26 protein-coding genes are annotated in these 24,816 nt (G+C 47.5%); 15 read left to right on the top strand and 11 right to left on the bottom strand.

The features are described 5' to 3' along the window. Positions 1-15: 15 nt before the first annotated feature. From pdhR to xerD, 4 genes are all read right to left on the bottom strand, one after another. The gene (pdhR, locus tag VR7878_RS01135; RefSeq protein ID WP_059119915.1) at positions 16-786 is read right to left on the bottom strand and encodes a pyruvate dehydrogenase complex transcriptional repressor PdhR; all 771 of its coding nucleotides are present in this window, start codon (positions 784-786) and stop codon (positions 16-18) included. 324 nt (positions 787-1,110) lie between these two features. After that, a complete protein-coding gene (gene recJ / locus VR7878_RS01130; RefSeq protein WP_077332623.1) occupies positions 1,111-2,850 on the bottom strand; it encodes a single-stranded-DNA-specific exonuclease RecJ in 1,740 nt (579 codons plus the stop codon). Between the two features lie 196 nt (positions 2,851-3,046). Beyond that, the gene (dsbC, locus tag VR7878_RS01125) at positions 3,047-3,781 is read right to left on the bottom strand and encodes a bifunctional protein-disulfide isomerase/oxidoreductase DsbC (protein WP_077332621.1); all 735 of its coding nucleotides are present in this window, start codon (positions 3,779-3,781) and stop codon (positions 3,047-3,049) included. Between the two features lie 14 nt (positions 3,782-3,795). Further along, a complete protein-coding gene (gene xerD, locus VR7878_RS01120; RefSeq protein WP_261855941.1) occupies positions 3,796-4,704 on the bottom strand; it encodes a site-specific tyrosine recombinase XerD in 909 nt (302 codons plus the stop codon). A 183-nt stretch (positions 4,705-4,887) separates the two neighbouring features. Between xerD and fldB the strand changes: the two genes are divergently transcribed. Beyond that, complete coding sequence (fldB, locus tag VR7878_RS01115) at positions 4,888-5,406, top strand: flavodoxin FldB (RefSeq protein ID WP_077332619.1); 519 nt, start codon at positions 4,888-4,890, stop codon at positions 5,404-5,406. 39 nt (positions 5,407-5,445) lie between these two features. On the opposite strand, the gene ampD is transcribed toward fldB, so the two are convergent. After that, complete coding sequence (gene ampD / locus VR7878_RS01110; protein ID WP_077332617.1) at positions 5,446-5,991, bottom strand: 1,6-anhydro-N-acetylmuramyl-L-alanine amidase AmpD; 546 nt, start codon at positions 5,989-5,991, stop codon at positions 5,446-5,448. 145 nt (positions 5,992-6,136) lie between these two features. Here ampD and nadC point away from each other — a divergent pair, with 145 nt between their 5' ends. The 14 genes from nadC (at position 6,137) to VR7878_RS01040 (ending at position 17,755) form a co-directional block, all read left to right on the top strand. Then, the gene (nadC, locus tag VR7878_RS01105; RefSeq protein WP_077332615.1) at positions 6,137-7,027 is read left to right on the top strand and encodes a carboxylating nicotinate-nucleotide diphosphorylase; all 891 of its coding nucleotides are present in this window, start codon (positions 6,137-6,139) and stop codon (positions 7,025-7,027) included. A 186-nt stretch (positions 7,028-7,213) separates the two neighbouring features. Then, on the top strand, positions 7,214-7,816 hold the full coding sequence (locus tag VR7878_RS01100) for a hypothetical protein (RefSeq protein WP_139343966.1): 603 nt from the start codon (positions 7,214-7,216) through the stop codon (positions 7,814-7,816). Positions 7,817-7,999: 183 nt separating this feature from the next. Next, complete coding sequence (locus tag VR7878_RS01095) at positions 8,000-8,440, top strand: pilin (RefSeq protein WP_077332611.1); 441 nt, start codon at positions 8,000-8,002, stop codon at positions 8,438-8,440. Positions 8,441-8,483: 43 nt separating this feature from the next. Continuing rightward, on the top strand, positions 8,484-10,349 hold the full coding sequence (locus VR7878_RS01090) for a GspE/PulE family protein (RefSeq protein ID WP_077332609.1): 1,866 nt from the start codon (positions 8,484-8,486) through the stop codon (positions 10,347-10,349). Continuing rightward, positions 10,330-11,553 carry a type II secretion system F family protein gene (locus tag VR7878_RS01085; protein ID WP_159440413.1) on the top strand — a complete coding sequence of 408 codons (1,224 nt, stop codon included), beginning with the start codon at positions 10,330-10,332 and terminating at the stop codon, positions 11,551-11,553. Before VR7878_RS01090 ends, VR7878_RS01085 begins: the two co-directional genes overlap by 20 nt. Before the next feature lie 102 nt (positions 11,554-11,655). After that, the gene (locus VR7878_RS01080) at positions 11,656-12,546 is read left to right on the top strand and encodes a prepilin peptidase (protein ID WP_077332605.1); all 891 of its coding nucleotides are present in this window, start codon (positions 11,656-11,658) and stop codon (positions 12,544-12,546) included. 16 nt (positions 12,547-12,562) lie between these two features. Then, the gene (gene coaE, locus VR7878_RS01075; RefSeq protein WP_077332603.1) at positions 12,563-13,171 is read left to right on the top strand and encodes a dephospho-CoA kinase; all 609 of its coding nucleotides are present in this window, start codon (positions 12,563-12,565) and stop codon (positions 13,169-13,171) included. 32 nt (positions 13,172-13,203) lie between these two features. Further along, positions 13,204-13,944, top strand: coding sequence for a cell division protein ZapD (zapD, locus tag VR7878_RS01070; RefSeq protein ID WP_077332601.1), 741 nt, complete (start codon positions 13,204-13,206; stop codon positions 13,942-13,944). Between the two features lie 18 nt (positions 13,945-13,962). Beyond that, complete coding sequence (gene yacG, locus VR7878_RS01065; protein WP_077332599.1) at positions 13,963-14,166, top strand: DNA gyrase inhibitor YacG; 204 nt, start codon at positions 13,963-13,965, stop codon at positions 14,164-14,166. 251 nt (positions 14,167-14,417) lie between these two features. Then, positions 14,418-15,044 (top strand): RNA polymerase factor sigma-70, encoded by a 627-nt coding sequence (locus VR7878_RS01060; protein ID WP_077332597.1) that lies wholly within the window; start codon positions 14,418-14,420, stop codon positions 15,042-15,044. Then, the gene (locus VR7878_RS01055) at positions 15,041-15,232 is read left to right on the top strand and encodes a zf-HC2 domain-containing protein (RefSeq protein WP_077332595.1); all 192 of its coding nucleotides are present in this window, start codon (positions 15,041-15,043) and stop codon (positions 15,230-15,232) included. The genes VR7878_RS01060 and VR7878_RS01055 overlap by 4 nt, the downstream gene beginning before the upstream one ends. A gap of 87 nt (positions 15,233-15,319) precedes the next feature. Continuing rightward, positions 15,320-15,595: a BufA1 family periplasmic bufferin-type metallophore gene (locus VR7878_RS01050; protein ID WP_038178203.1), complete on the top strand. Its 276-nt coding sequence runs from the start codon at positions 15,320-15,322 to the stop codon at positions 15,593-15,595. 15 nt (positions 15,596-15,610) lie between these two features. Continuing rightward, positions 15,611-17,263, top strand: coding sequence for an MNIO family bufferin maturase (gene bufB / locus VR7878_RS01045; protein ID WP_077332593.1), 1,653 nt, complete (start codon positions 15,611-15,613; stop codon positions 17,261-17,263). Positions 17,264-17,272: 9 nt separating this feature from the next. Then, entirely contained in the window at positions 17,273-17,755 is a 483-nt protein-coding gene (locus VR7878_RS01040) for a DoxX family protein (protein WP_077332591.1), read from the top strand. 81 nt (positions 17,756-17,836) lie between these two features. Here VR7878_RS01040 and parC read toward each other — a convergent pair whose 3' ends face one another. From parC to nudF, 6 genes are all read right to left on the bottom strand, one after another. Next, complete coding sequence (parC, locus tag VR7878_RS01035; RefSeq protein ID WP_077332589.1) at positions 17,837-20,125, bottom strand: DNA topoisomerase IV subunit A; 2,289 nt, start codon at positions 20,123-20,125, stop codon at positions 17,837-17,839. Between the two features lie 2 nt (positions 20,126-20,127). After that, positions 20,128-22,008 carry a DNA topoisomerase IV subunit B gene (gene parE / locus VR7878_RS01030; protein ID WP_077332587.1) on the bottom strand — a complete coding sequence of 627 codons (1,881 nt, stop codon included), beginning with the start codon at positions 22,006-22,008 and terminating at the stop codon, positions 20,128-20,130. 244 nt (positions 22,009-22,252) lie between these two features. Next, the gene (yqiA, locus tag VR7878_RS01025; RefSeq protein WP_077332585.1) at positions 22,253-22,837 is read right to left on the bottom strand and encodes an esterase YqiA; all 585 of its coding nucleotides are present in this window, start codon (positions 22,835-22,837) and stop codon (positions 22,253-22,255) included. Between the two features lie 42 nt (positions 22,838-22,879). Beyond that, complete coding sequence (cpdA, locus tag VR7878_RS01020) at positions 22,880-23,701, bottom strand: 3',5'-cyclic-AMP phosphodiesterase (protein ID WP_077332583.1); 822 nt, start codon at positions 23,699-23,701, stop codon at positions 22,880-22,882. Between the two features lie 12 nt (positions 23,702-23,713). Next, on the bottom strand, positions 23,714-24,172 hold the full coding sequence (locus VR7878_RS01015) for a DUF1249 family protein (RefSeq protein WP_077332581.1): 459 nt from the start codon (positions 24,170-24,172) through the stop codon (positions 23,714-23,716). Then, the gene (nudF, locus tag VR7878_RS01010) at positions 24,160-24,789 is read right to left on the bottom strand and encodes an ADP-ribose diphosphatase (RefSeq protein WP_077332579.1); all 630 of its coding nucleotides are present in this window, start codon (positions 24,787-24,789) and stop codon (positions 24,160-24,162) included. The genes VR7878_RS01015 and nudF overlap by 13 nt, the downstream gene beginning before the upstream one ends. Between the last annotated feature and the right edge of the window lie 27 nt (positions 24,790-24,816).

Genomic DNA, 24,816 nt, shown 5'->3' with positions numbered 1-24,816 from the left:
TTCGATTTCAATTAATCAGTCCGGCTTATTACCCTGCTGAATCCGGCGTAACGAACGTTCTCGTCGAGTCTGTTCACGCGTTAGGTCCAGCAGTGTTTCTTCAATATAGGCGAGATGAGAATGCGACATTTCACGAGCTTTTTCAGGCTCTCCGGAAACGATAGCATCTACGATACTTGCCCTATGTTTACTCACTTTCTCCACCACTTCAGGGCGGCGGTGTAATAATTTGAAATTCTGTAATACGTTCTGCTCAAGCAGCGGCGCCAGACTACGAACGATATGTAGCAAGACCACATTATGTGCAGCTTCAGTCAGTGCGATTAAAAATTCGACGACGCTGGATGATTCTTCTGCGATATTTTTTGCTGCTTGTTTTTCGCTAATCTTTTCCAGACAGGCCTGAATTCGCACAAAATCTTCTTCCGTACCACGCAGGGCTGCAAAATAAGCAGAGATCCCCTCCAAAGCATGGCGGGCTTCAAGTAAATCTAATTGAGTTTCAGAATGGCTAGACAGTAAATCGAGTAAAGGATCCGAAAAACTTGTTCCGATGTTTGCAGTGACGAATGTTCCTCCCCCCTGACGGCGAGTCAACAAACGCTTTGCCTCAAGCCGCTGAATAGCTTCTCGGACAGATGGACGGGATACATCAAACTGTCGGGCGAGTTCTCGCTCTGGCGGAAGTTGCTGCCCGGGCGCTAATATTCCTTCCACAATCAACCGTTCTAACTCTTGCTCTATGACATCGGCAAGTTTCGGCTGACGAATCCTTTGATAGGCCATACTGATCATTCTGCTATGTTATATTTTGGCATCTAGTCAATTGGTAATACCAATTCCCAACTGGTGCAGAAATTAACATATTCAAAAGTTGCCTGTCCAGATAAAAATTGACCCAAATCATAGAACCCATCACAATTAAACATACTAGCAACAATATTCATTCATAATTGCTAATAAACATAGTGACATAAGGTAATAATTTTAGCAGATCTGACCAATTTGCCAGGGCAAGCAGCCGCTATCCACAGCGAAGGAATCGGAAAAAATCAAGGTGGGATGAAGATGATTCCGCAACCGAAATCATCTCACAGCAAAATAAATCCGTTAACGCGCTTCAATATGATCGACTATCAGTTGCAGCGACTGATTGCCGCGAAACTCGTTAATATCCAGCTTATAAACAATATGAACAGTTTTTACTGATCGATCCGGCCAGCGACGCACATCAACATTAAACGCAATCGCATCGATCATTTTATGGGTGGTATGTCCCTGATAAATCGGCTCAAGCATTAATTTCAAATGCTTCTCTGCGACCAGCTTCTGATCCAGCACTTTAAATTCACCATCAAACAGTGGCTCAGGGAATGCCTGCCCCCAAGGCCCTCCGGCTCTGATAATTTCCGCGGTATACATCGAAAACTCTTCCGGCAGCAGTTCTCCGTCAGACAAAAGCACACCTTTAAGTGCCGCTTCATCAAGATTATCGCGCACGATCTGATCAAACTGGCGGGAGAAGTGTTCAAAATCACCGGCTCTGATCGACAGTCCCGCAGCCATCGCATGGCCGCCGAATTTCAGAATCAAACCGGGATGATGGGTGTCAATCAAATCCAGCGTATCGCGCATATGCAAGCCGGGAATTGAACGACAAGACCCTTTGAGCAAACCGTTTCCTGCATCGGCAAAAGCAATGACGGGGCGGTGATAGGCGTCTTTAATCCGGGAGGCCAGAATCCCAATCACCCCTTGATGCCAGTCCGGTTGAAACAGAGAGATCCCGACAGGCAGCTCACTTCCGGCACCGAGTTTCAGCCGCTCACAGAATGCCATCGCTTCTTGCTTCATGCCTGATTCGATCTCTTTGCGAGTCTGGTTGAGCGCATCCAGTTCACTGGCCATTCTGCGCGCCGCATGGATGTTGTCACATAACAACAGTTCAACACCGAAAGACATATCGTCCAATCGGCCTGCGGCATTGATTCTCGGCCCTAAAGCAAAGCCGAAATCGGCAGCAACCAATTGGCGTGCATCCCGTTTTGCCACTTCGATCAATGCCTGAATGCCGGGGCGCACATGTCCGGCACGGATACGTTGCAATCCCTGATGAACCAACACGCGATTATTCTCATCCAGCGGCACCACATCCGCAACGGTGCCCAACGCAACCAAGTCCAGCAGTTCCATTAATTTGGGTTCCGGAATGGCTTGATGCTCGAACCAATTGTGGCGACGCATGGCAACACAAAGTGCCATCATGATATAAAAAGCAACGCCAACCCCCGCCAGTGATTTCGAAGGAAACTGGCAACTGGGTAAATTCGGATTCACCATCGCATCCGCTTCAGGTAACACATTACCCGGCAGGTGGTGATCAGTGACGATCACAGTCAGTCCCTGCTGTTTGGCATAACGAACCCCTTCAATCGAAGAAACGCCATTATCCACCGTCATGATCACTTCGGCATTCATCGCCAATGCCTGATCGACCACTTCAGGACTCAAACCGTAACCGTCATCAAATCGATTCGGCACCAAATAATCAACCCGCTGACTGCCCATCATCCGCAATGCCAAAACAGACAATGCAGAACTGGTTGCGCCATCAGCATCAAAATCACCGACAACGACGATTCGCTGTTGATGCTGTATTGCATCAAACAAGATAGCCACCGCACGTTCAATGCCGTCAAGCAACTGATAACTGTGTAAGGATTTAGCGCTTTTTTCCAGTTGATTGATATGCCGGACACCACGACCGATATACAAACGTCTCAAAATCGGAGGAATGCTGTCCGGAAGTAAGGAAATATCAGCGACAGGTCTTCTTTTTACTTCAATCATGTTTTACTTCAATTATTGTTCACTGCAAGATGATTCGGATACTCGGTTCCAATGAATCCCCGAGACATCATACCATGCGGACAAAGCTTCTGTTCAGGCCATTGTGATTTCGACCACCATCAGTCAGTGACCGGGGAAAATAAATGGCCCGATCAAGATCGGGCCAACAGGTCGGTTGTAAGACAGCGTCTGTCGATTAAATCGCTTTTAAGCGCTCCAGTAATTTCTCTGGTGGTAAATAACCGCCGATCATTTCTCCGTTTGGTAGGAAAATTGCCGGCGTCCCGCTAATCCCCAGCTCCCGACCCAGCTGATAATGGTTAGCGACTTCTTTCTTGCATTGCGATATATCGCCTTCAGGCTTAGGAATATCGCGATTAATTTTGGCATTATTGAGCGCTTTGGCCGGATCAGCATCACACCAGATTGCAGCCATCTGCTCGGCCACCTGTCCGGTTGGCCCCTGACGCGGGAACGCCAGATAACGGATCGTAATGCCTAAATCGTTATACGCTTTCAACTGACTATGCAGACGAATGCAATATCCACAAGTAATATCGGTAAATACCGTGACCACATATTTTTCATGGTCAGCTTTATAGACGATCATCTGATCTTTCAGCTGTTCAATTCGCTTGGCATTGATCGGTGCCTGACGCTTCGCAATCACATCTTCATACTGACCGTTGCCTTTCATTTTATACAGAGTGCCGGCAATGAAATAATCCCCTTTGGGAGAAGCAAACAGCACCCCGCTGGTGGTCTGAACTTCAACTAAACCATCAATATCCGCAGGGACAACATCTTTGACGCTCAATCCCAACGACTGGAATCGCTGCATTAATGCCTGTTTATCAAATGAATCAGCGGCAGACGCTGCCAGAGAGAAAAATACTAAACCTAATAAAACTAATTCGCGGATTGCGCGCATCATTGTCACCTTACTTAAGCCCTTGGATGATGTTCGTTGTGGAGCTGTTTTAATCTTTCAGTCGCCACATGAGTATAAATTTGCGTTGTCGATAAGTCACTATGCCCCAACAACATCTGTACGACTCTGAGATCTGCACCATAGTTCAGTAAATGAGTTGCAAATGCATGGCGTAGCACATGAGGCGATAACATGTCTGTATCGATACCAGCCTGAACTGCGTAATATTTAATCCGATACCAAAACGTTTGACGCGTCATCTGACGCGCTCTGCGACTGGGAAACAACACATCAGATGAATGCTCACCCAACAAAATCCCTCTGCCTTGTTGCAAAAATGTCTGAATCCACTCAATGGCATTTTCGCCCATCGGTACCAGTCTTTCTTTACCACCTTTACCGAATACTCTGACCACCCCCTGCCTCAGACTGATATTCTCCATCGTCAGCGTGACCAGTTCTGTCACCCGTAATCCGGTCGCGTACAACAACTCAAGCATCGCTTTATCACGTAACTCGACGGGATCTTCAGGATTTGGGGCATCCAGTAAGGCTTCAACCTGAGCTTCACTCAAATCCTTCGGTAACCGTTTCGGTAACTTGGGGGTCACCAGTAAAGCACTCGGATCATCCGTTCTGATTTTTTCACGATTCAGATATTGAAACAGACGACGAATCGCAGAAAGCATTCTGGCCCGGGATGTCTGTTTATAATTCTCATCCACCAGCCAAGCCTGAAACGCCTGCAATTCAGGCGCCAGAACAGATGCAAGCCGATAGTCGTGACGCTGCATCCAACGCAACAGTTTTTCCAAATCATGGCGATAAGACGCCAACGTGTTTTCTGATAACCCACGTTCCATCCACATCGCATCCAGAAACTGCTCAACCCAGCGTTGATCCGCTGCAAAAATCTCCGCCACTATCGACCTCACTTTTATTTCACCTGCCCTTAATACCATAGAATCCTCTGCCGACAGAAGAAACATCACCAAAAACCGATCAATTTTATCGCGGATCACTCATCTTGAGCTCATCGGGGGATAGCGTTAGAATCCGACGACCTTGAGCACGTTGGCACACATTGATTTGCTGGAATAATTGTTATGAAGATTGGTCTTTTCTACGGTTCCACCACCTGTTATACCGAAATGACAGCCGAAAAAATTCGCGCGATGATCGGTGAAGATATCGTCGATGTATACAACGTCAAAGAAGTACCACTTGCGCGAATGCAAGATTACGATCTGTTGATTCTCGGGATCTCGACTTGGGATTTCGGTGAAATTCAAGAAGACTGGCAAGCCATTTGGGATCAGATTCAACAGCCAAATCTGGCCGGAAAATATGTCGCACTCTACGGCTTAGGTGATCAGGAAGGCTATGGTGAATGGTATCTCGATGCCATGGGGCTGCTGCACGATGAACTGCAAGATTGTGGCGTCCATTTTATCGGCTACTGGCCGAATGAAGGCTACCAGTTTGATGCCTCCAAAGCACTGACAGAAGACGGCCGCTACTTTGTCGGACTCGCATTAGATGAAGACTCTCAATACGAACTGAGTGATGAACGAATCGCCAGCTGGTGTGAGCAAATTCTCGTTGAATATCATGATGCGCTTTAGCGAATGATATGTATCTCCCGCTTCAATGCATGATTCAACTTATTGTTTCACCATGTGTCGATAGCGCTGCCAGTCAAAGGTTAACCCCGGATCCGTTTTGCGCAGCGGTGCAATGTACTGGTGGCCGGTGATGCGTTCATGGGAAATCTGCGGGTAGCGCGCTAAAATTGCTTGCGTCAGTATCGCCAGAGACTGGTACTGCGCATCGGTATAGGCGGTAAATTCTGTGCCTTCCAGCTCAATCCCAATCGAATAATCATTACATCGCGGCCGTCCGGCAAACGAAGACACCCCGGCGTGCCAGGCCCGATCCAGAAAAGAAACAAACTGAATCACCTGACCGTCACGTCGAATCAGACAATGCGCCGAGACCCGAAAATCAGCAATGACTTGAAAAAAAGGATGCTGTGCCGCTTGTAGGTTCCCCTGAAAAAGCTGTTCGATATAAGGCCCGCCAAATTGTCCCGGTGGCAGACTGATATTATGAATGACCAGTAAAGAGATATCATCAGGGCTTTCCCGTTGATCATAAAACGGCGAAATCACCCGCTGAGACTTGTCGTACCATCCATTCGGATCGATCATCACTGTTATCCTCTCACAACGTTGTCCCGAATTTTACGCCAATCACCGGAAAATTCGAACACAATGGCTGAATTTCACATCCGGTCATCGTATTATGCCGCATCTGTATCACTGAAAATGTCTAACCAACAGCGAAAGATCGTCGATGAAAAACAGCCATAACAGTCAGGAACGCCTGAGCTATCTCAAACAGCAACTGCCTCTCGATATTACCCGGGTCGTCAGAGAAACCCTTTATGAAGATCTGGGCGGAACCGTTGATCCAAGTGCCGATATCACAGCCAGCCTGATTCCGGCTGAGCAACATAATACAGCCACAATCATCACCAGAGAAGCAGGTATATTTTGTGGTCAGGCATGGGCAGATGAAGTATTTCGGCAACTCGGTGGCAGCGTCACGATTGAATGGCATGTGCAAGATGGTGATTCCATTGCCCCCGACCAAACATTGTGTACTCTGCGCGGCCCATCCCGGATTTTGCTGACCGGTGAACGCAATGCCATGAACTTTATTCAGACATTATCCGGTTGTGCATCCCAAACTGCGCAGTATGCAGCCATGCTGCAAGGCACTGAGTGTCGCCTGCTTGATACGCGTAAAACTGTTCCCGGTCTGCGTCATGCACTCAAATATGCCGTCACCTGCGGGGGAGGATTGAATCATCGCATCGGTGTATTTGATGCCTATCTGATCAAAGAGAATCATATTATTGCCTGCGGGGGGATCGCAGCCGCCATCCAAACCGCACAACAACTCAACCCCGGCAAACCGGTTGAAGTTGAAACTGAATCGCTCGAAGAGCTGCAACAAGCAATCGAAGCTGGTGCCGATATCATTATGTTGGATAATTTCGACTGCGAGATGATGCGAGAAGCGGTTCGCATCAATGCCGGCAGAGCCGCGCTGGAAACCTCAGGCAACGTGACGCTGGAAACGATTCGTGAATATGCCCTGACCGGCGTTGACTACATTTCTGTCGGTGCACTGACCAAACATATTCAGGCGCTCGATCTGTCGATGCGTTTTCAGGGATAGGTCATTTCGAAGCTCATGCGTTTCAAAATAAAGGACATTCCGGATTGATGCAGCGCCCTTTGCTGGCCTTTCCCGGCTCATCAAAAGTTCAGCAAAGGGTAAAAAAATTCTGAACGCTGACACACGGCGCGTGTCTATTTAGTTTGTATGTTTCTTGCGAAACTGTACGTTCCTTGTGAAAGTTCCTTGCGAAATAAGATACCGGATAAAATCACAACCGATATGATCAATGTTCAATCCCTGTTACGCGCTACGGGCACAAAAGTTTTCCTGCTGTTTCTGCTGGTGCTCACGCTCAGCCTTTGGCTGGCGTCCCATTATCTGCTGACCTACCAGAATAAAGAAATGGACTGGGAATGGTACGATATCGGTGGTGTACAAGTCACACGAACCACTGATACCCATCAGTTACTGTTTCGCCGCGTTTATCCTTTTCAGCAAGCGGTTATATTTACATCGCTTACGCTGGACAACCGTTTTGATCTGTTCACCATCTTCCGTCATTCGTGTTCACCGGATCAGGCTTATCACGTCATCGTCAACAGCGATAAGGGCTCAACACAACAGCCGCTTATCTGCGATGAGAATGGTCGTGAGCTTTCTTTTCGGCTGGTTATGGCGACACCTCACCCCTTAACTATGACTTTCGATCGGCAGTCAGTCACCTTTCAGCCCAGTCACTGGGCATTGGCATTTCTGAAAAAAGATCAGTTCATTCAGAAAAACAAACACTACTTCTGCACCAAAAAACACTTCGATGCCTGTGAATATGAGTGGTCCAGAGACTAAGAAAGCCCACTCGGGTGGGATATTCGTGCCCCAAAATGCATACTCTGTCGAAATCTTCTGAGATTCATATGTCTGTCAGAAATGAGCTTTCAGGAGCTCTCCCGCACGCAGAAATCGCGTCCATTTCAATCCCTCGGCACCAAATTATGATGATCTCCGTTTATCTAACAACGGAGATTGTCTATGACCTCAACGACCAGCCGACAACTTGGATTTACCCTCGTTGAATTGATGATTGTCGTCACTATTATCGGCATTTTATCTTCTATTGCCCTCCCGGCTTACCGGAACTACATCCAGAAATCTGAAGTCACCGCCGGTGTCAGTACCACCAGTGCGCTGACCACCAATATCGATTTATTCATTCAGGAAAATGGCAGATTCCCGTCCGCAACAGGTCTGAGTGATATTGGCGCAAGTGCCACGATGAGCACGCTGGGAACCCTATCGCTGCTCCCGGACACAGAGGTTGCAGAACAAGGAGTGTTGTCGTTTGAATTTAATACCACAACATCTGTTCCCGGGAAAAAAGTGCAGTGGCGAAAAAACATCACCACCGGATGGCAATGCATTCAGGATGCCACACAACAAATCAAAGGATGCCAGCAAGGCACTGTGATGTAGTCCCAGCCCCCGCCAAAACAGACAAACGATCAGAGGCTCAACGATGAGTATATTACTTCGGCTGCTCCACTCAGAACACCACCTGACTCAGGCACAATTCACCATGATGACCGAACAGTGCGGCCATCATGCCACCGCCCCCCTGAAAGCCCTGCTCGATTCTCAACTGATGACAGCAAAACAGATCGCGGATTTCATTACCCGACATCTCAAGATGCGCCAGATAGACATCTACGCTTACGCTTATGTAGAAACCTGTCAGCAATTCGATGTCCCTGATCTGATGCAGCTTTACTTAGCTCTGCCCATATCAATCCAGCATGAATGGCTGACACTGGCGGTCGGAGATCCAACCATTCCGCATCTCCGGGAAGATTTTCAGTTTGCTACCGGGCTCAATATTGATGTGGTTGTTGCGGATGCTGAACAATTACAAGAAGCGATTGCACACTACGAATCCAGCGACCACGTCAGTCAGAGTATTCCTGCTCAGAACCGTTTGGATGAATACGTCATTCAGGAAGATTCTGATAACTACCAGACAACGGATATCCAGCCCAACGATGCGCCTGTCACAGAATTTATTCTGCAACTGATTCAGGAAGCCCATCAAAAACATGCATCAGACATTCATTTTGAACCTTATGAGAATACTTATCGTATTCGCATGAGAATTAACGGATTGCTGCTGACAACACATACGCCCTCAAATAAAGTCAGCCGCAGACTTGCATCCCGGTTGAAAGTGTTAGCCGATTTAAACATTGCAGAACGTCGTTTACCGCAAGACGGACGGATCAAACTCGGCGCCTTATTAACCATCGATATTGATCTCCGAATCTCAACATTACCGACCCAGTGGGGGGAGAAGATTGTGATTCGACTGCTCAATAGTCATCAAATGGAACTACATCCTGATCAACTGGGATTTTCAGCCGCTCAGTACGAGAGGTTTCTACAGGCTATTCAGCATCCACAGGGAATAATCCTGATTACCGGCCCGACAGGCAGTGGTAAAACAGTGACACTCTATTCCGCCCTCACTTGGCTCAACGATGAGTCACGTAATATTTCAACCGTGGAAGATCCGATAGAAATTGCGCTTTCCGGTGTCAATCAGATTCAAGTCAACGAAAAAATCGGTCTGACATTCAGCCATATACTCAGAGCGATGCTGCGACAGGATCCAGACATCCTGATGATTGGTGAAATCCGCGATCCGGAAACGGCGCAGATTGCCTTCCGGGCTGCGCAGACGGGGCATCTGGTGTTATCAACGCTGCACACCAACTCGGCACATGAAGCCTTGACCAGACTCTTCAACATGGGGCTGGAAACCTATCATATTCTGCCGACCATTCGTTTAGTCGTTGCCCAGCGACTACTTCGTAAACTTTGTCCACGCTGTAAGGTCGCTGTACAGCTACCACCTGAATTGTACCAACGCTGGCCAATATTAAATCACGGACAGGTTTATCAGCCCGCCTCTCAAGGCTGTCACGCGTGTATTGCCGGCTACCAAGGTCGCTTCAGCATTTATGACATGTATCATCCTGGCCAGTTTCCCGCCTTCTCAGACCAAGAGCTCCCCCCTCCGGAACAACACAGACTGTTCCCCGAAAACGACTCCGCAGCAGGCCTCTGGTATGAAGGACTAAAAAAAGTCCGCCAGGGCGAGACGGCTTATGAAGAGCTCGTCCGAGTGCTGGGAACGCCGCCGGTCGAACGGACGAAAACCTTTTCAGCAACACCGTCTCAGTCACAACCATCTCAGTCACCACCGTCTCTGCGACAATCATCTCTGCCACACTCATCGCTGCCACACTCATCGCTGCCACAACAAGGTCAGCCGACATCATCTCAACACGCAACAGACAAAGGAGACCGCCATGCCGCTCGCGACACCTGAACTACATCGCTATTACTGGCAAGGTATTCTTCTCAATCAACGCCGTAAAACCGGTCATCTCTGGGCGTTTTCTCGGGAAGATGCGCTCCGCCAGTTACAACAAAATCTGACGGCAATTCACGTTATTCGCCCGGCGCCCCCCAACCCGCTCACTCGATGGCTCAATCGCGCTCGCGAGAAGGATATTACAAATCTTGTGCGACAACTGGCCATCATGCTGAATGCAGGGCTGCCCATCGTTCAGGCGCTCCTTTTAATGACTACGCAATTTTCTCGTTTTGGCGGAAAACTTATTGTATTACAAGCACATGATGCGTTGATGAATGGTGCCTCGGTAACTGATGCACTACAACAAAGCTCTCCGGCTTTTCATGGTTTATATGGGGATATGCTCCATGCCGGAGAAATGACGGGAAAACTTGCTGAAACACTGTTCCAAATTGCCGATTACCGGGAGAAACATGCCCAACTGCGGGCAAAAATGCTCAAAGCGGCAACGTATCCATCCATTGTTTTGCTGAGCGCAGTGCTGCTCACTGTACTGATGTTAACGAAAGTTATTCCTGAATTCGCGCAAATGTTTACCCATATGCACGCAGAATTACCTTGGTTAACTCGTCAGGTGCTGACGATATCGGACGGACTGCGCTTGTGGGGGAAATGGACGATCGTATTCATAATCGCAGTGATATGCCTGTTGAAAATCTTCTGGCAGCGCATCACGATGCTTCGGATAGTGACAGAATCACTCCAACTGCAATTACCGCTTATTGGCCCTTTGAGAATCAAAGCAATCATGATTCGTTGTTGTCGCACTCTGGCAACCTGCTATGATTGCGGCATTCCTTTATTGGATAGCCTGAAAAGCGCACAAAATATTGCAGGGTCGCTGCGCTATCGAACCGCGCTGGAAACCGTTTTAGCACAGGTTTCAGCCGGAAACAGCTTGTATATTGCGATGCAGAACAGCCACCACTTTCCTGAGTTTGTCACCCAAATGGTATTCATCGGAGAAGAGTCCGGCACATTAGGTCAGGTGCTGACCAAAGTCGCCCGACAATACGAACAAGACATCGATCAATGCATTGAACAACTCGGAGAAATGATAGAACCTTTATTAATCTTGTTGCTTGGCGGCCTGATCGGGGGATTAGTCATCGCAATGTATTTACCTGTCTTTAACTTAATGCAGGTGATGGGATAGTATAATGCCCGCAGTTGAACGCTCGGATGCGCGCTAAGTCGTTGATCTGAATTGAAACCACCTCGTCGAACGGGGTTATCGAATAATATTGAGCACAGTTGAATGGATGCATTTTTGATTTATCCTTGGTTATTTCCTGTTTTTGCGAGCCTCTTCGGTCTCATCATCGGCAGTTTTCTTAATGTGGTTATTTATCGTTTACCACAAATGATGGTCACAAACTGGAAGCAAGAATTTGCTGAGGCTTTTCCTGAGTACGATATTCCTGCACCAACCAGAAAGGAGCAGATTTCACTCAGTCTCCCGGCTTCATTTTGCCCGCACTGCCATCACCGAATCCGGATTTGGCATAATATCCCGCTGTTTAGCTGGTTACTGCTCGGTGGCAAATGTGCAGACTGTGGCGAGCGGATATCGATACAATATCCGCTGGTAGAGCTTGTGACAGCACTGGCAAGCTGCATCATCGCAATTCATGGTGGCATGACCTATTACACGCTGGCCTTGCTGATATTTACTTACATCAGTATTGCCGCAGCATGTATCGATCTCAACCAGATGTTACTCCCCGACAATTTAACCATCCCATTGATCTGGCTGGGTCTATTACTATCACTGACACATATCAGTCCGCTGCCCCTATCCGATGCAGTTATCGGGGCGATTGCCGGCTATTTATCACTCTGGTCGATTTACTGGATTTTTAAACTGCTGACGAAAAAAGAAGGCATGGGATACGGTGACTTTAAATATCTTGCTGCCATCGGAGCATGGCTCGGCTGGCAAACCTTACCAATGGTAATTTTATTGTCCTCCGTGATTGGCATCATTTTAGGGGTCACACTGCTTTTGATAAGAAAACAGGTTTTGATAAGAAAACAGGGAAATCAGGCCTTCCCATTCGGCCCTTCTCTGGCAATTGCCGGATGGATCGGTCTCATCTGGGGCGCCCCCATCATGAGCTGGTACACATCTATTGCATTAGGCGTATAAGTATTAGGAGCGTAGTATGACATTCGTTGTCGGATTAACAGGAGGCATATCGAGCGGGAAAACAACGGTAGCCGAGCTCTTTCATCAACACTTTGCGATTGATATCGTCGATGCCGACGTGATCGCCAGAGAAGTGGTTGCCATCGGCACAACAGGGCTGACGGCCATTACAGAACATTTTGGTCACAATATACTCAACGATGACGGCACATTAAACCGTGCGCGCCTAAGAGAAATTATCTTTGCCGATGCGGATGAAAAATCATGGCTGAACCAACTCCTTCATCCGATGATCAGACAAAAAATGCAAACAGCACTGACTCATACCACTTCTCCCTATGCATTGTTAGTCATCCCTCTGTTGGTTGAAAATCAGCTCCAGTCGATGGCTGACCGAATATTAGTCGTTGATGTGGATGAATCAATCCAGATCCAGCGCACCATGGCTCGTGACGGAATCACTTATCCGCACGCCCAGAGTATACTTTCTGCTCAGGCAACAAGGGCTGAACGTCTTGCCGTAGCCGATGATGTGATTCACAATAGTACAGAAAACCATCAACTTCTGCCTCAAATCACAGAATTACATCAAAAGTACCTAGCCATGAGCGGCAGAAATTTGTGAAAATGATACGGATATAAATAAAGGCTAGCGAAATGACGATTCATCAATTCGAACATCCTCTGAATGAAAAGACTCGAATTTATCTGAGAGTCGAAGCCTTGCTGGCCCAACTTCATCGTGCATCTCAATTTGATGACAGTGACCAATATCAGCTATTTTTCCGGGCATTGTTTGATCTGTTGGATATCTTTGAACAGATCCAGCTGCGCAGTGAACTGGCAAAAGATATCGAAAAACAGCGCATCATGTATCGAAATTGGCTGAATGTTGACGGTGTCGACCAAAATACCTTATTGGCGTTACTGAAAGAAGTCGATGAAGTCCATTCAAACCTGATGAATGCTGAACGCTTTGGCGTGTCACTCAAAGAAGATCGTTTTCTGATCTCTGTCCGCCAGCGATTTAACCTTCCCGGTGGTTCATGCTGTTTTGATCTACCGGCCTTACATTACTGGCTGCATACCCCGACCGAACAAAAACAGCGGGATGCATTAACTTGGCTCCAAACCCTGAAACCTTTGTCATCAGCACTGAGTTTATGGCTTAAACTTGCCCGGGAAACAGGCCAGTACCGCGCTTATACGGCAAAATCAGGCTTCTATCAGAGTGATGCTGAAGATGCGAATATTCTTCGCCTGATGATTCCGCTGGAATATGGCGTTTATCCGATGATCTCAGGACACAAAAACCGTTTTGCGATTAAATTTATTGAATTTGAAACCAATCAAGCCAGCGCCAGCGATATTCAGTTTGAGCTGGCGGTTTGTTGTTAACGAACTATATAGAGAATTATGACGAATCCACAAATTACTACCGTTCAATGCCCTCAATGTGGTACCGATGTTGTCTGGGGAGAACAGAGTCCCTTCCGCCCGTTTTGTAGTAAACAATGCCAAATGATTGACTTCGGCAGTTGGGCGAATGAAGAAAATGTCATCCCCAGCGCGACCGATATATCCGATACGGATGATTGGTCAGAAGACAACCTCGATTAATCCGCATATCCGCTCAAATTGAGCGGATATCGCTCCTCACCGATATTCCTCTTTCAATTGAACATCGCTAAGACATCCGGTTCCAGCCAATTTGGTAGTCTCCCATCAGTTGTCCCTTGTCATTCACAACAGCAGCAACGTCATAACAAAACCCAATGCAGCCCTCCGATTCATAAAAATAAAAATACCCTGTAAGGAATAGATTCAAGATTCGTCTAAACTAACAGAGTTCCTTTCTATCGAGATATTGAATGACATTAGCCGATTCAGATATTCAACCCAATACTTTTTCACAGCATCTCTTTGACGATGAGCAGTTTATCCAACCGTTAAGGCAGCAGATGTTGAAATTTGCCCGGTTACAGGTGCAAGACGAGCAACTGGCCGAGGACGCAGTCCAGGAAGCAATGATTGCCGCATATCAACATATCGATAAGTTTGAGCAGCAAGCCGCGCTGAAAACTTGGATTTTTGCCATTCTTAAAAATAAGTTGATCGATTTACTGAGAAAAGAAAAGCGCACCACGGTCGCCAGCCAGCTTGAACAGGGAGATTGCACTCAAGGTGATGCCTTGATGGAAAAACTGTTTGATCAACATGGCCACTGGCATAAACATGAACGCCCGGTGAAATGGCAACAACCTGATAGTTGCATTGAAAATGAACATTTTTGGCGCGTATTCGATGCTTGCCTGAATGCCTTACCGGAACGCTATGGCCGATTATTCATGATGCGCGAGTTTCTTGAGCTGGAAACTCCCGAGATTTGTCACCATGAAGACATCTCGGTCAGTCATCTCAATGTCACGCTCTACCGTGCTCGTCTCAGACTCAGGGAGTGTTTAGAAAATAACTGGTATCTGTCGGAGGAACGATGATGAACTGTAAACAGGCGACACGCCTTCTTTCCGAGCGAATGGAACGAACACTCACCACCAAAGAAAAATTAGCACTACGCCTCCATACGGGCATGTGCAGCAGTTGCCGTCGCTTTGGCAAACAGATGGATGATATTCGTTTATTATCAAAAAGTTACATGTATACAGAATTAAAAGATAAAGAATAATAAATTTTTTTCATTTTTAGTGTAATACCCATCCCTGTTCATCCGTCGAATAAGGGAATCAGACAACACACTTGTGAGGAAAACACGATGAACACATCAAAAACATCTCTGGCTCTCGCTCTGACAACCGCAGTTGCACTCTCGGCAGCAACACTACCGGCTCAAGCCGCCAGTAAAGAAAAATGCTACGGGGTCGCACTTGCCGGGCAAAATGATTGTAAAGCAGGTCCCGGAACATCTTGCGCCGGAACATCGAAAACCGACTATCAAGGAAATGCATGGAAGCTTGTGCCGAAAGGGACTTGTATGGATATGAGCTCTGAAACCTCACCAACGGGTCATGGACAGCTCAAAGCATTCTAAGTCGGGGAATTCGCGATGATTGAACTTCGTCCAACCCCATCCGCCGAAGACGTGCAAACGTCTTCGGGCTTTCCACACTTGAGTGGGGTGAGCTTAAAACCCTGCCATTATCAGGCGATTGTGGCAGAAAAACCCCTTGTCGGTTTTTTTGAAATCCATGCCGAAAACTATCTTTCCGCAGGCGGCCCTAGTCGTTACTATCTGGAAAAAATCCGCGAGCACTACCCGATTACCGTGCATGGTGTTGGGTTATCAATCGGTGGTGAGTCACCATTAAACCGGGAACATTTAAAAAAAGTTGCCCAACTGGTTGAGTGGATCGAACCTCTGGTTTTCTCAGAACATTTGGCTTGGTCGAGTCATTTTAATCACTTTTTCAACGATCTGCTTCCGCTCCCATACACGGAAAAAACGCTCCGGCAGGTCTGTGCCCACATTGATCAGATTCAGGAACTGCTGAAACGTCCCATGCTATTGGAGAATCCGTCTACTTACCTGCGTTTCAAAACAACCACCATGACTGAACTGGAATTTATTACAGCTATCATTGAGCGTACCGGATGCCAGTTGTTACTTGACGTCAATAATGTTGCCGTCTCCTGTTTTAACCATCAGCAGGATCCTTACCAATATATCGATCAATTTCCCGGCCAAGCTGTGCGACAAATTCATCTGGCTGGCTATGCAGTTGACCACAACGAAACAATTCCACTGAGAATCGACAGTCATGATCGAGCCGTGACTGAAGATGTCTGGCAGCTCTATCAATACACCCTACAGCAATGGGGAGACAAGCCTACGTTGATTGAATGGGACGGACAGCTCCCGGAATTCGCCGAACTACAGCAGCAGGCCGCTATGGCCGATCAGATACGTACTCGTATTCAGCGTCATTTTCAATCAGAGTCAGGGGCAGATCATGCAACAGCAATTAGTCAGTCGATCCTGATGCAAAGCGATGATGTGTTACCCCAAATCGACGCGGCATCAACCGCAGAAAAACAAGCTCGCTTTGCCGTTTACCGCAACAATGTCTACCACTCGCTGACTGAAGCACTGGCAGAAATCTACCCGGTCTGCAAACAAGTCGTCGGTGAGGATTTTTTCACCATGCTGGCAAGACATTTTATTCAGCGTCACCCGCCGACTTCGCCTGTTTTGAGTGAATACGGTGCAGATTTTGCCGAATTTTCCGGCTCAATACCACAGCTCTCATCACTGCCTTATTTTGCTGAATTAGCCCGACTGGAATATCAGTTACTGCAATTGACTCATGCAGCAGATATGCCGGTGCTCTCCGTGACTGACATTCAACAGCATCTGGCAGAATGCGCCGATCCGACACAATCGGTCTGGCAGCTCGCCGAATCCTGCCTGTTATGGCAGCCATCTTGTGCTGTCGGGCAAATCTATCAGGCTCACCAGCCCGATTCGACACTCATGATTCAGGATATTCAGTGGGATAAAAGTGAGTACCTACTACTGACCAAGAGAGAGCATTATGGTGTCTTCTACTCTCTTTCAGCGGATGAATACCATTTACTTCAGCGGTTACAGCAAGGTGCCACGCTGGAACAAGCAAGCCAAAACATCGCGCCTGAGCATTTTCCAGAGTTATTTTCAACCCTCTTACAAAAACCCATTATCCGAGCGATTTTGCCACAATAGGAGCTGGTTATGTCACTGCTATTACTCAAGAAAATCTCCGTCTCTCCGTGGACAGAATCGATTATTTTACTGCTGAGTCGCTTTGGCCTCGCTGCAATTTTCTGGCTGTCCGGGCAAACCAAAATCGAAGGATTTGCTTTCAATTTGATTTCCGGCTCAATTCACCTGGAGTGGCCGACCATCAAAGACAGCACATTTGCGCTGTTCGAATATGAATATAATCTCCCGATTATTTCTTATGTGCTCGCCGCTTACCTTGCTACGATTGCCGAACATCTGCTTTCTGTTTTATTGCTCACCGGCCTGATGAGTCGCTTTGCTGCGCTGGGAATTTTTGGCATGACACTGGTGATTCAGATTTTTGTTTACCCGGATGCTTATCCGACACATGCGACATGGTTAGCACTGAGCGCTTGGATCATGTACAAGGGAGCCGGGACAATTTCATTCGATTATTTACTGCGTTTTCGCCGTCATCACCCGGCAGGCTAATCAATATCGATACATAAAAAATCGGGCGATTGAATCGCCCGATGGTACATTTTGCATTGTCAGTGAAACATGTCAGTTCAATCAGACATCATCACTGCCGGATTGCACATCTTCCTCTGTGGCAACGCCTTCAATATCAATCCGGGTCACCCGTTGCAGACCACGCGGCAGCAGAGCACCTCTGCGGCCTCGTTCGCCCCGGAAGTTTTCCAGATCATCAGGCTTCAGTCCGAGCTTACGTTTGCCGGCATAAATTGTGATCGCAGCACCTTGTGGCAACACCATCAGATGAGAGACAAACTCTTCTCTTTCTTTGGCTTTGGCCGAAGGAATATTAATGATCTTGTTACCTTTGCCTTTACCGAGTTGAGGCAGATCTTTAATCGGGAATAACAGCATTCGCCCTTGATTGGTGATCGCCATAATTTCATCGGATTCCAAACTATTCAGCGGCTGAGGCGTCATGATCAGAGCATTATCCGGCAAATTGACCAATGCTTTCCCGCTGCGGTTCTTGGAAAGAAAATCACTGCCTTTACAGACGAATCCATATCCGGCATCCGAACCGACCAGCCACAGTTGCTCTTCATCGCCCATGACCACCTGACGGATTTGTGTGCCTTCCGCTACATTCAGTCGCCCGGTAATCGGTTCGCCCTGAGAACGGGCTGAAGGCAAGGTGTGCGCTTCAAGTGAATAACTGCGGCCATCACTGCCGAAGAAAACCGCCTGCTGATTACTTTTCCCACACGCATGAGCCAGATATTGGTCACCCGATTTGTAATTCAGCCCCTGACAATCGATGTCATGACCTTTGGCATGGCGAATCCAGCCTTTATCCGATAAGATCACCGTAATCGGCTCACTCGGCACCAGTTCTCTTTCCGTAAGTGCTTTGGCTTCAGCTCTTTCAACCAACGGAGAACGACGGTCATCACCATATTTCTCGGCATCAGCTTTAAGCTCTTTTTTCAGCAGCGTGTTCAAACGACGCTCTGAGCCAAGCAGTTGCTCTAATTTATCCCGCTCTTTTTCCAGCTCTTCTTGCTCAGCTCGGATTTTGAACTCTTCCAGCTTCGCTAAATGACGCAAGCGCGTATCCAGAATCGCATCCGCCTGAATTTCAGTAATGCCAAACCGCGCCATCAGTACGGCTTTCGGTTCATCTTCGTTGCGGATAATCTCAATGACTTCATCAAGATTGAGATAGGCAACCAGCAAACCTTCGAGAATGTGTAGTCTTGCCAGCACCTTATCCAGTCTGTGCTGCAAACGACGCTTCACCGTCGTGCGACGAAATTCAAGCCATTCCGACAAGATCTCCACTAATCCTTTCACCTGAGGACGATTATCCAGACCAATCATATTCAGGTTGACGCGGAAGCTTTTTTCTAAGTCGGTCGAGGCAAACAGATGATTCATCAGTACATCACAATCGACTTTTTTCTTGCTCGGTACAATGACGATCCGCGTCGGATTCTCATGATCGGACTCATCGCGCAGATCTTCGACCATCGGTAGCTTTTTCGCACGCATCTGGTTGGCAATTTGCTCCAGCAGCTTGGCGCCGGAAACCTGATGAGGCAGAGCTGTGATAACAATTTCCCCGCCTTCTTTATGCCAAAGCGCACGCATTTTGATACTGCCACGTCCTGTCCGGTAGATTTTTTCAATATCGGTACGGGGGGAAACAATCTCGGCTTCCGTCGGGTAGTCCGGTCCCTGAACATATCCCATGATCTCATCTAAACCAGCCTGTGGTTTATCGATGAGATGAATCGTAGCATTCGCGATTTCCCGGACATTATGCGGGGGAATATCGGTCGCCATCCCGACAGCAATCCCCGTCACACCATTGAGTAAGATATGCGGCAGACGCGCGGGCAGCATTTGTGGTTCACGCATGGTGCCATCAAAGTTCGGCTGCCACTCCACGGTCCCCTGTCCTAACTCACCAAGCAGAACCTCCGAAAAACGAGACAGCTTGGCTTCGGTATAACGCATCGCTGCAAAAGATTTCGGATCATCCGGCGCCCCCCAGTTTCCTTGACCATCAACCAGCGGATAGCGGTAAGAGAAAGGCTGTGCCATTAAAACCATGGCTTCATAACAAGCCGAGTCACCATGAGGATGATATTTACCCAGTACATCCCCGACGGTTCGTGCTGATTTTTTATATTTAGCTGAAGCAGATAACCCAAGTTCCGACATCGCAAAAATAATGCGACGCTGAACCGGTTTCAGACCGTCCCCAATGTAAGGCAGCGCACGGTCCATAATGACGTACATCGAGTAGTTCAGGTATGCGTCTTCCGTAAATTTACGTAACGGCAGCTGTTCTACTCCGTCATAAGTGATTTCTGTTGCCATGTTTATACCTCTGCCAAATCACCGTAGTGTTGCAACCAAGAGCGTCTGTCATCCGCTCGTTTCTTACCAAGCAGCATGTCCATCATCTCATCGGTTGCTTCAATATCATCAATCGTGAGCTGTACAAGACGACGTGTATTCGGATCCATGGTTGTTTCACGTAACTGAAGTGGATTCATCTCACCCAGTCCTTTAAAACGCTGTACGTTGATTTTGGCTTTTTTCTGACTCAGGCGTTCCAGCACGCCATCTTTTTCCTGATCATCCAGTGCGTAATAAACCTCTTTACCGCAGTCAATCCGATACAGGGGAGGCATGGCAACATAGACATGTCCGGCCCGAACCAATGCAGGAAAGTGACGAGTAAACAGCGCACATAACAAAGTCGCGATATGCAGACCATCCGAATCCGCATCCGCAAGAATACAAACTTTACCGTAACGCAGATTATCCAGATCATCGTTGTCGGGGTCGATCCCCAAAGCGACTGAGATATCATGAACCTCTTGTGAAGCTAACACCTGATCGGCTGAAACTTCCCATGTGTTCAAAATTTTACCCCGCAGTGGCATCACCGCCTGAAACTCACGATCTCTGGCTTGCTTAGCACTCCCGCCGGCGGAATCCCCTTCCACCAGAAATAGTTCGGTACGGCTCAAATCCTGAACGGTACAATCGGTCAGTTTGCCCGGCAGTGCCGGCCCTGAAGCCACTTTTTTACGGACAACCTTTTTACTGGCTCTCATCCGCCGATGGGCATTCGCAATACAGACTTCCGCCAATTGCTCCGCTAATTGTGGTTTTTCATTCAGCCACAGACTGAAAGCATCTTTGACGACACCGGAAACAAATGCCGCAGTCTGACGGGATGACAACCGCTCTTTGGTTTGGCCGGCAAACTGCGGATCCTGCATCTTGACGGACAAGACATAAGAACAACGATCAAATACGTCTTCACCCGTGAGCTTGACGCCTCGCGGTAACAAGTTTCTGAACTCGCAAAACTCACGCATCGCATCGAGTAACCCCTGACGCAATCCGTTGACATGCGTCCCGCCTAATGGGGTCGGAATCAAGTTGACGTAGCTTTCGGTGATCATATCACCGCCTTCAGGTTGCCAGATGACAGCCCAGTTCGCCGCTTCGATTTCCGCTTTGAATTCACCGGTAAACGGTTCTTCGGGCAAGAGCGTATAGCCTTTGACCCCTTCAGCGAGATAGTCTTTCAAACCATCTTCGTAGAACCAACGATGGTCATTGCCATTGACTTTATCTTCAAAGGTGATTTCAAGCCCGGGGCATAATACAGCTTTGGCACGCAGGTTATTGATCAGTCGGGAAACCGAAAAATTACCTGAATCAAAGTAGCTGCTATCCGGCCAGAAATGCACACTGGTTCCGGTATTTCTACGCCCACAGGTACCGGTCACCGTCAGATCGGAGACCTTATCACCATGTTCAAACGCTATCTCATAAACCTGTCCATCACGCCGAACCGTAACTTCAACCCGTTTGGACAAGGCATTAACTACTGAAATACCCACCCCGTGCAAACCACCGGAGAACTGATAATTCTTATTGGAAAATTTACCTCCGGCATGAAGCTTACACATAATCAGCTCAACGCCAGAGACTTTCTCTTCCGGGTGGATATCAACCGGCATACCTCGCCCGTTGTCAATCACTTCCAGAGATTGGTCAGAATGAAGAATAACCTGTACCTTCGATGCATAACCGGCTAACGCTTCATCAACACTATTATCAATGACCTCCTGACCCAAATGGTTCGGACGTGCGGTATCGGTATACATCCCAGGTCTGCGACGCACTGGCTCTAAGCCATTTAATACTTCAATGGCACCAGCATTATATTGTTCAGTCATATTTAGGGATGCTTATATCAATCAATGATTCTAACTTTGCGCTCAATCTGTAAACATTTCGAGAATATTTACAGTTGTCACTGAAAAAGTTTATTTGTATGGCACTCATCATACGTGGGAAACGATGGAGACTTCAATCCTCCGCGTTTCCATCGACGTTTGAGGTATAGTCTGGAAGAGAAGGCTTCCTGTCAAGCTTCTGTCAGGCATCAGCATGAGTTTCTGACACTTTTCTCAATGCATGTCAAAGTTCCAGAAATTCAAGGATAGCCGCTGCGTAGCGTTCAAAGCCAATAAAACTATGATCCCCCCCTTGTTCTACGGTTTGCCGCGCATCGCGGAATTTTTCAACGGCCTGACGGTAATCAAGCACTTCATCGCCCATTTGTTGCAACAGCCAGAACTGTTCCGGGTGAGCTAAAGCCTTAACATCCAGCGCTTTGAGTTCCTCAATATGGCAAGCCTTCAGAGTATACGTTTCATGAGTATACGGATTAACTTGTTCACCAAGGTAGTCTTGTAACAATTCGTAAGGACGTACAGCCGGGTTAACAACAACCGCTTTGAGATCAAACTGGGCATTCAGCCAGATCGATAGATATCCTCCGAGCGAACTGCCTATCAGACCGATGCGATATTCCTGCTGTTTCTCGCGAATCAAACCGGAGAGCATCTGAGCGGCAGCTTCAGGAAAACTGGGAAGCTGAGGGACAATCACCCGCATATCCGGGCGATAATCACGACAGTATTGCTGCATAATCATCGCTTTATGCGATAACGGAGAACTGTTAAAGCCGTGAATATAGATCAATAAAGAAGGTTTACGCATTGCTTGCCTCATCTGCTGCCTATACAGGCCAATTCACTGTTATCAGTAGCCGTTCGCGGAGAAATCAGGTAAGAAAAGACCTTGCTTCAAACGACCAACGTGTGTCGTCAATTCCCCTCCGGGATGAAGCGTCAGCTCACGCCAACCGGGAGAAACCAAGTCCAGTGCAAATTCATCAGAACGCGGCTTAAACTGCACACAAGTCGAAGGCGTAGACATCACCTGAATCCCATGATAATCACGTTCCATCACTTGATGAACATGACCACAGAGCACGCCTTTAACGTGCGGGTATTTCAACAGCACTTCCCAGAACGCATCGCTGTTTTTTAACGTATGTTGATCCAACCAGCGACTGCCAACTAACAGCGGATGATGATGAAGTAAGATCAGCGTATGTTTTGCCTGACTCTTACGTAAAATATCATCCATCTGCTGCAATTGTTCCGGACTGATATAACCATAAGGCACACCGGAGACTTGTGAATCGAGCAGAATCATCTGCCAGTGAGCCCCCACTGTCACATGCCTCGGCTGGATGATTTGAGCACTCGCCAGAATGGTTTTCATCGCATTCTGCTCATCATGATTGCCCGGCAGACATAAGCAAGGCTTCAGCAAAGGCGCAATGCTGTCTACAAACAACTGATAAGACGCTTCAGAATGATCCTGAGAAATATCTCCGGTCGCCAAAATGAGCTGATAATCGACATTCCTGGAGATAACCTCCTGTACGACCGCCTTAAAACTATTTGCCGTATTGACACTGAGCAAACTGCCCTCATCAGAAGCAAATAAATGAGTATCGGTCACCTGAAGCAGTTTAATACTCTCAAGATGTTCGGTATGAAACGATACGTCCAAATCTACTTAACCTTATGAAGATGATCGATCTCGGATATTAATCGGTGCGCGAGTAATACCATGCTTTAAACAAAAGGTCAGCCAATCCCCTAAAAAACGGTTCGTCTGAGCTTTTTCATCTTTTTGTACCATGCTATCGTTCGGATAGTCATAACGAGGCTTTAACCGGTGTATCTGTTCGGCGCTGCACACCTCGGCAACACGCGCATCATGATATAACCTGACGGACATAGTCGGCAGCGGAAATACTGCTACATCATCACTCTGACAGATCTTAACCAATGTCGTATACTTGGTTACTTCTATAACTTCGAGTTGATAATTCATACGCAAGGCTTGGTAACAACGCACATCTTCAGCGCTGTGCAACGACGGCAACAACGCATTCAGTTTTGCATAGTTGGTTTCATAAACCCGCATCAGCTCCGGTAAATCGACATGATACGGCTTTTTCATTGCTACTTCTGCCATTGTGTCTTCAGTTCTTCCCAGTTTAACGCCAACCATTGCAGCGCAATAATGGAGGCACCGTTTTCAATCTTACCCGTTTTCACCCAGTCATAAGCCATTTCCCGGCTTAACACGTGGACACGAATATCCTCATCTTCCCCATCCAGCCCATGAATCCCATGCGCTTTCGAAGCATCCACTTCACCGACATAGACATCAATCATTTCATTGCATCCGCCAGATGAAGGATAGTACGACGTTACCGGCGTAATCCGTTCAACGATGAGTCCCGCTTCTTCGACAGCTTCACGACGCACGACATCTTCCGAGGATTCGCCCTCTTCGACAATCCCGGCCACCACTTCAAACTGCCATGGGTGCTGGTTTTCAAGTGCGCCAACACGGATTTGCTCAATTAAGACGACCTGATCAAGCACCGGATCATAAGGAAGCACCGCAGCAGCACGGCCGCGCACAAACATCTCCCGCTCAACAACCCGACTCCAGCCACCTTCAAACTGCTTATATTTGAAATAATACTTTACCATTTTGAAGAAGCCGTTAAAAAGTGTCTCTTTTTTGACAACCTGCAAATCTTGAGCAGAAAACCGGGTCGGCTCTTTTTGTGATGATCGCATTCTTTCTATTCTCCATTTGAATATTTA

The organism is Vibrio ruber DSM 16370, from assembly GCF_900163965.1.
GTDB classification, from domain to species: domain Bacteria; phylum Pseudomonadota; class Gammaproteobacteria; order Enterobacterales; family Vibrionaceae; genus Vibrio; species Vibrio ruber.
Note: the sequence above shows the minus strand (reverse complement) of the source record. Positions and strands in the feature narration are given on the sequence as shown.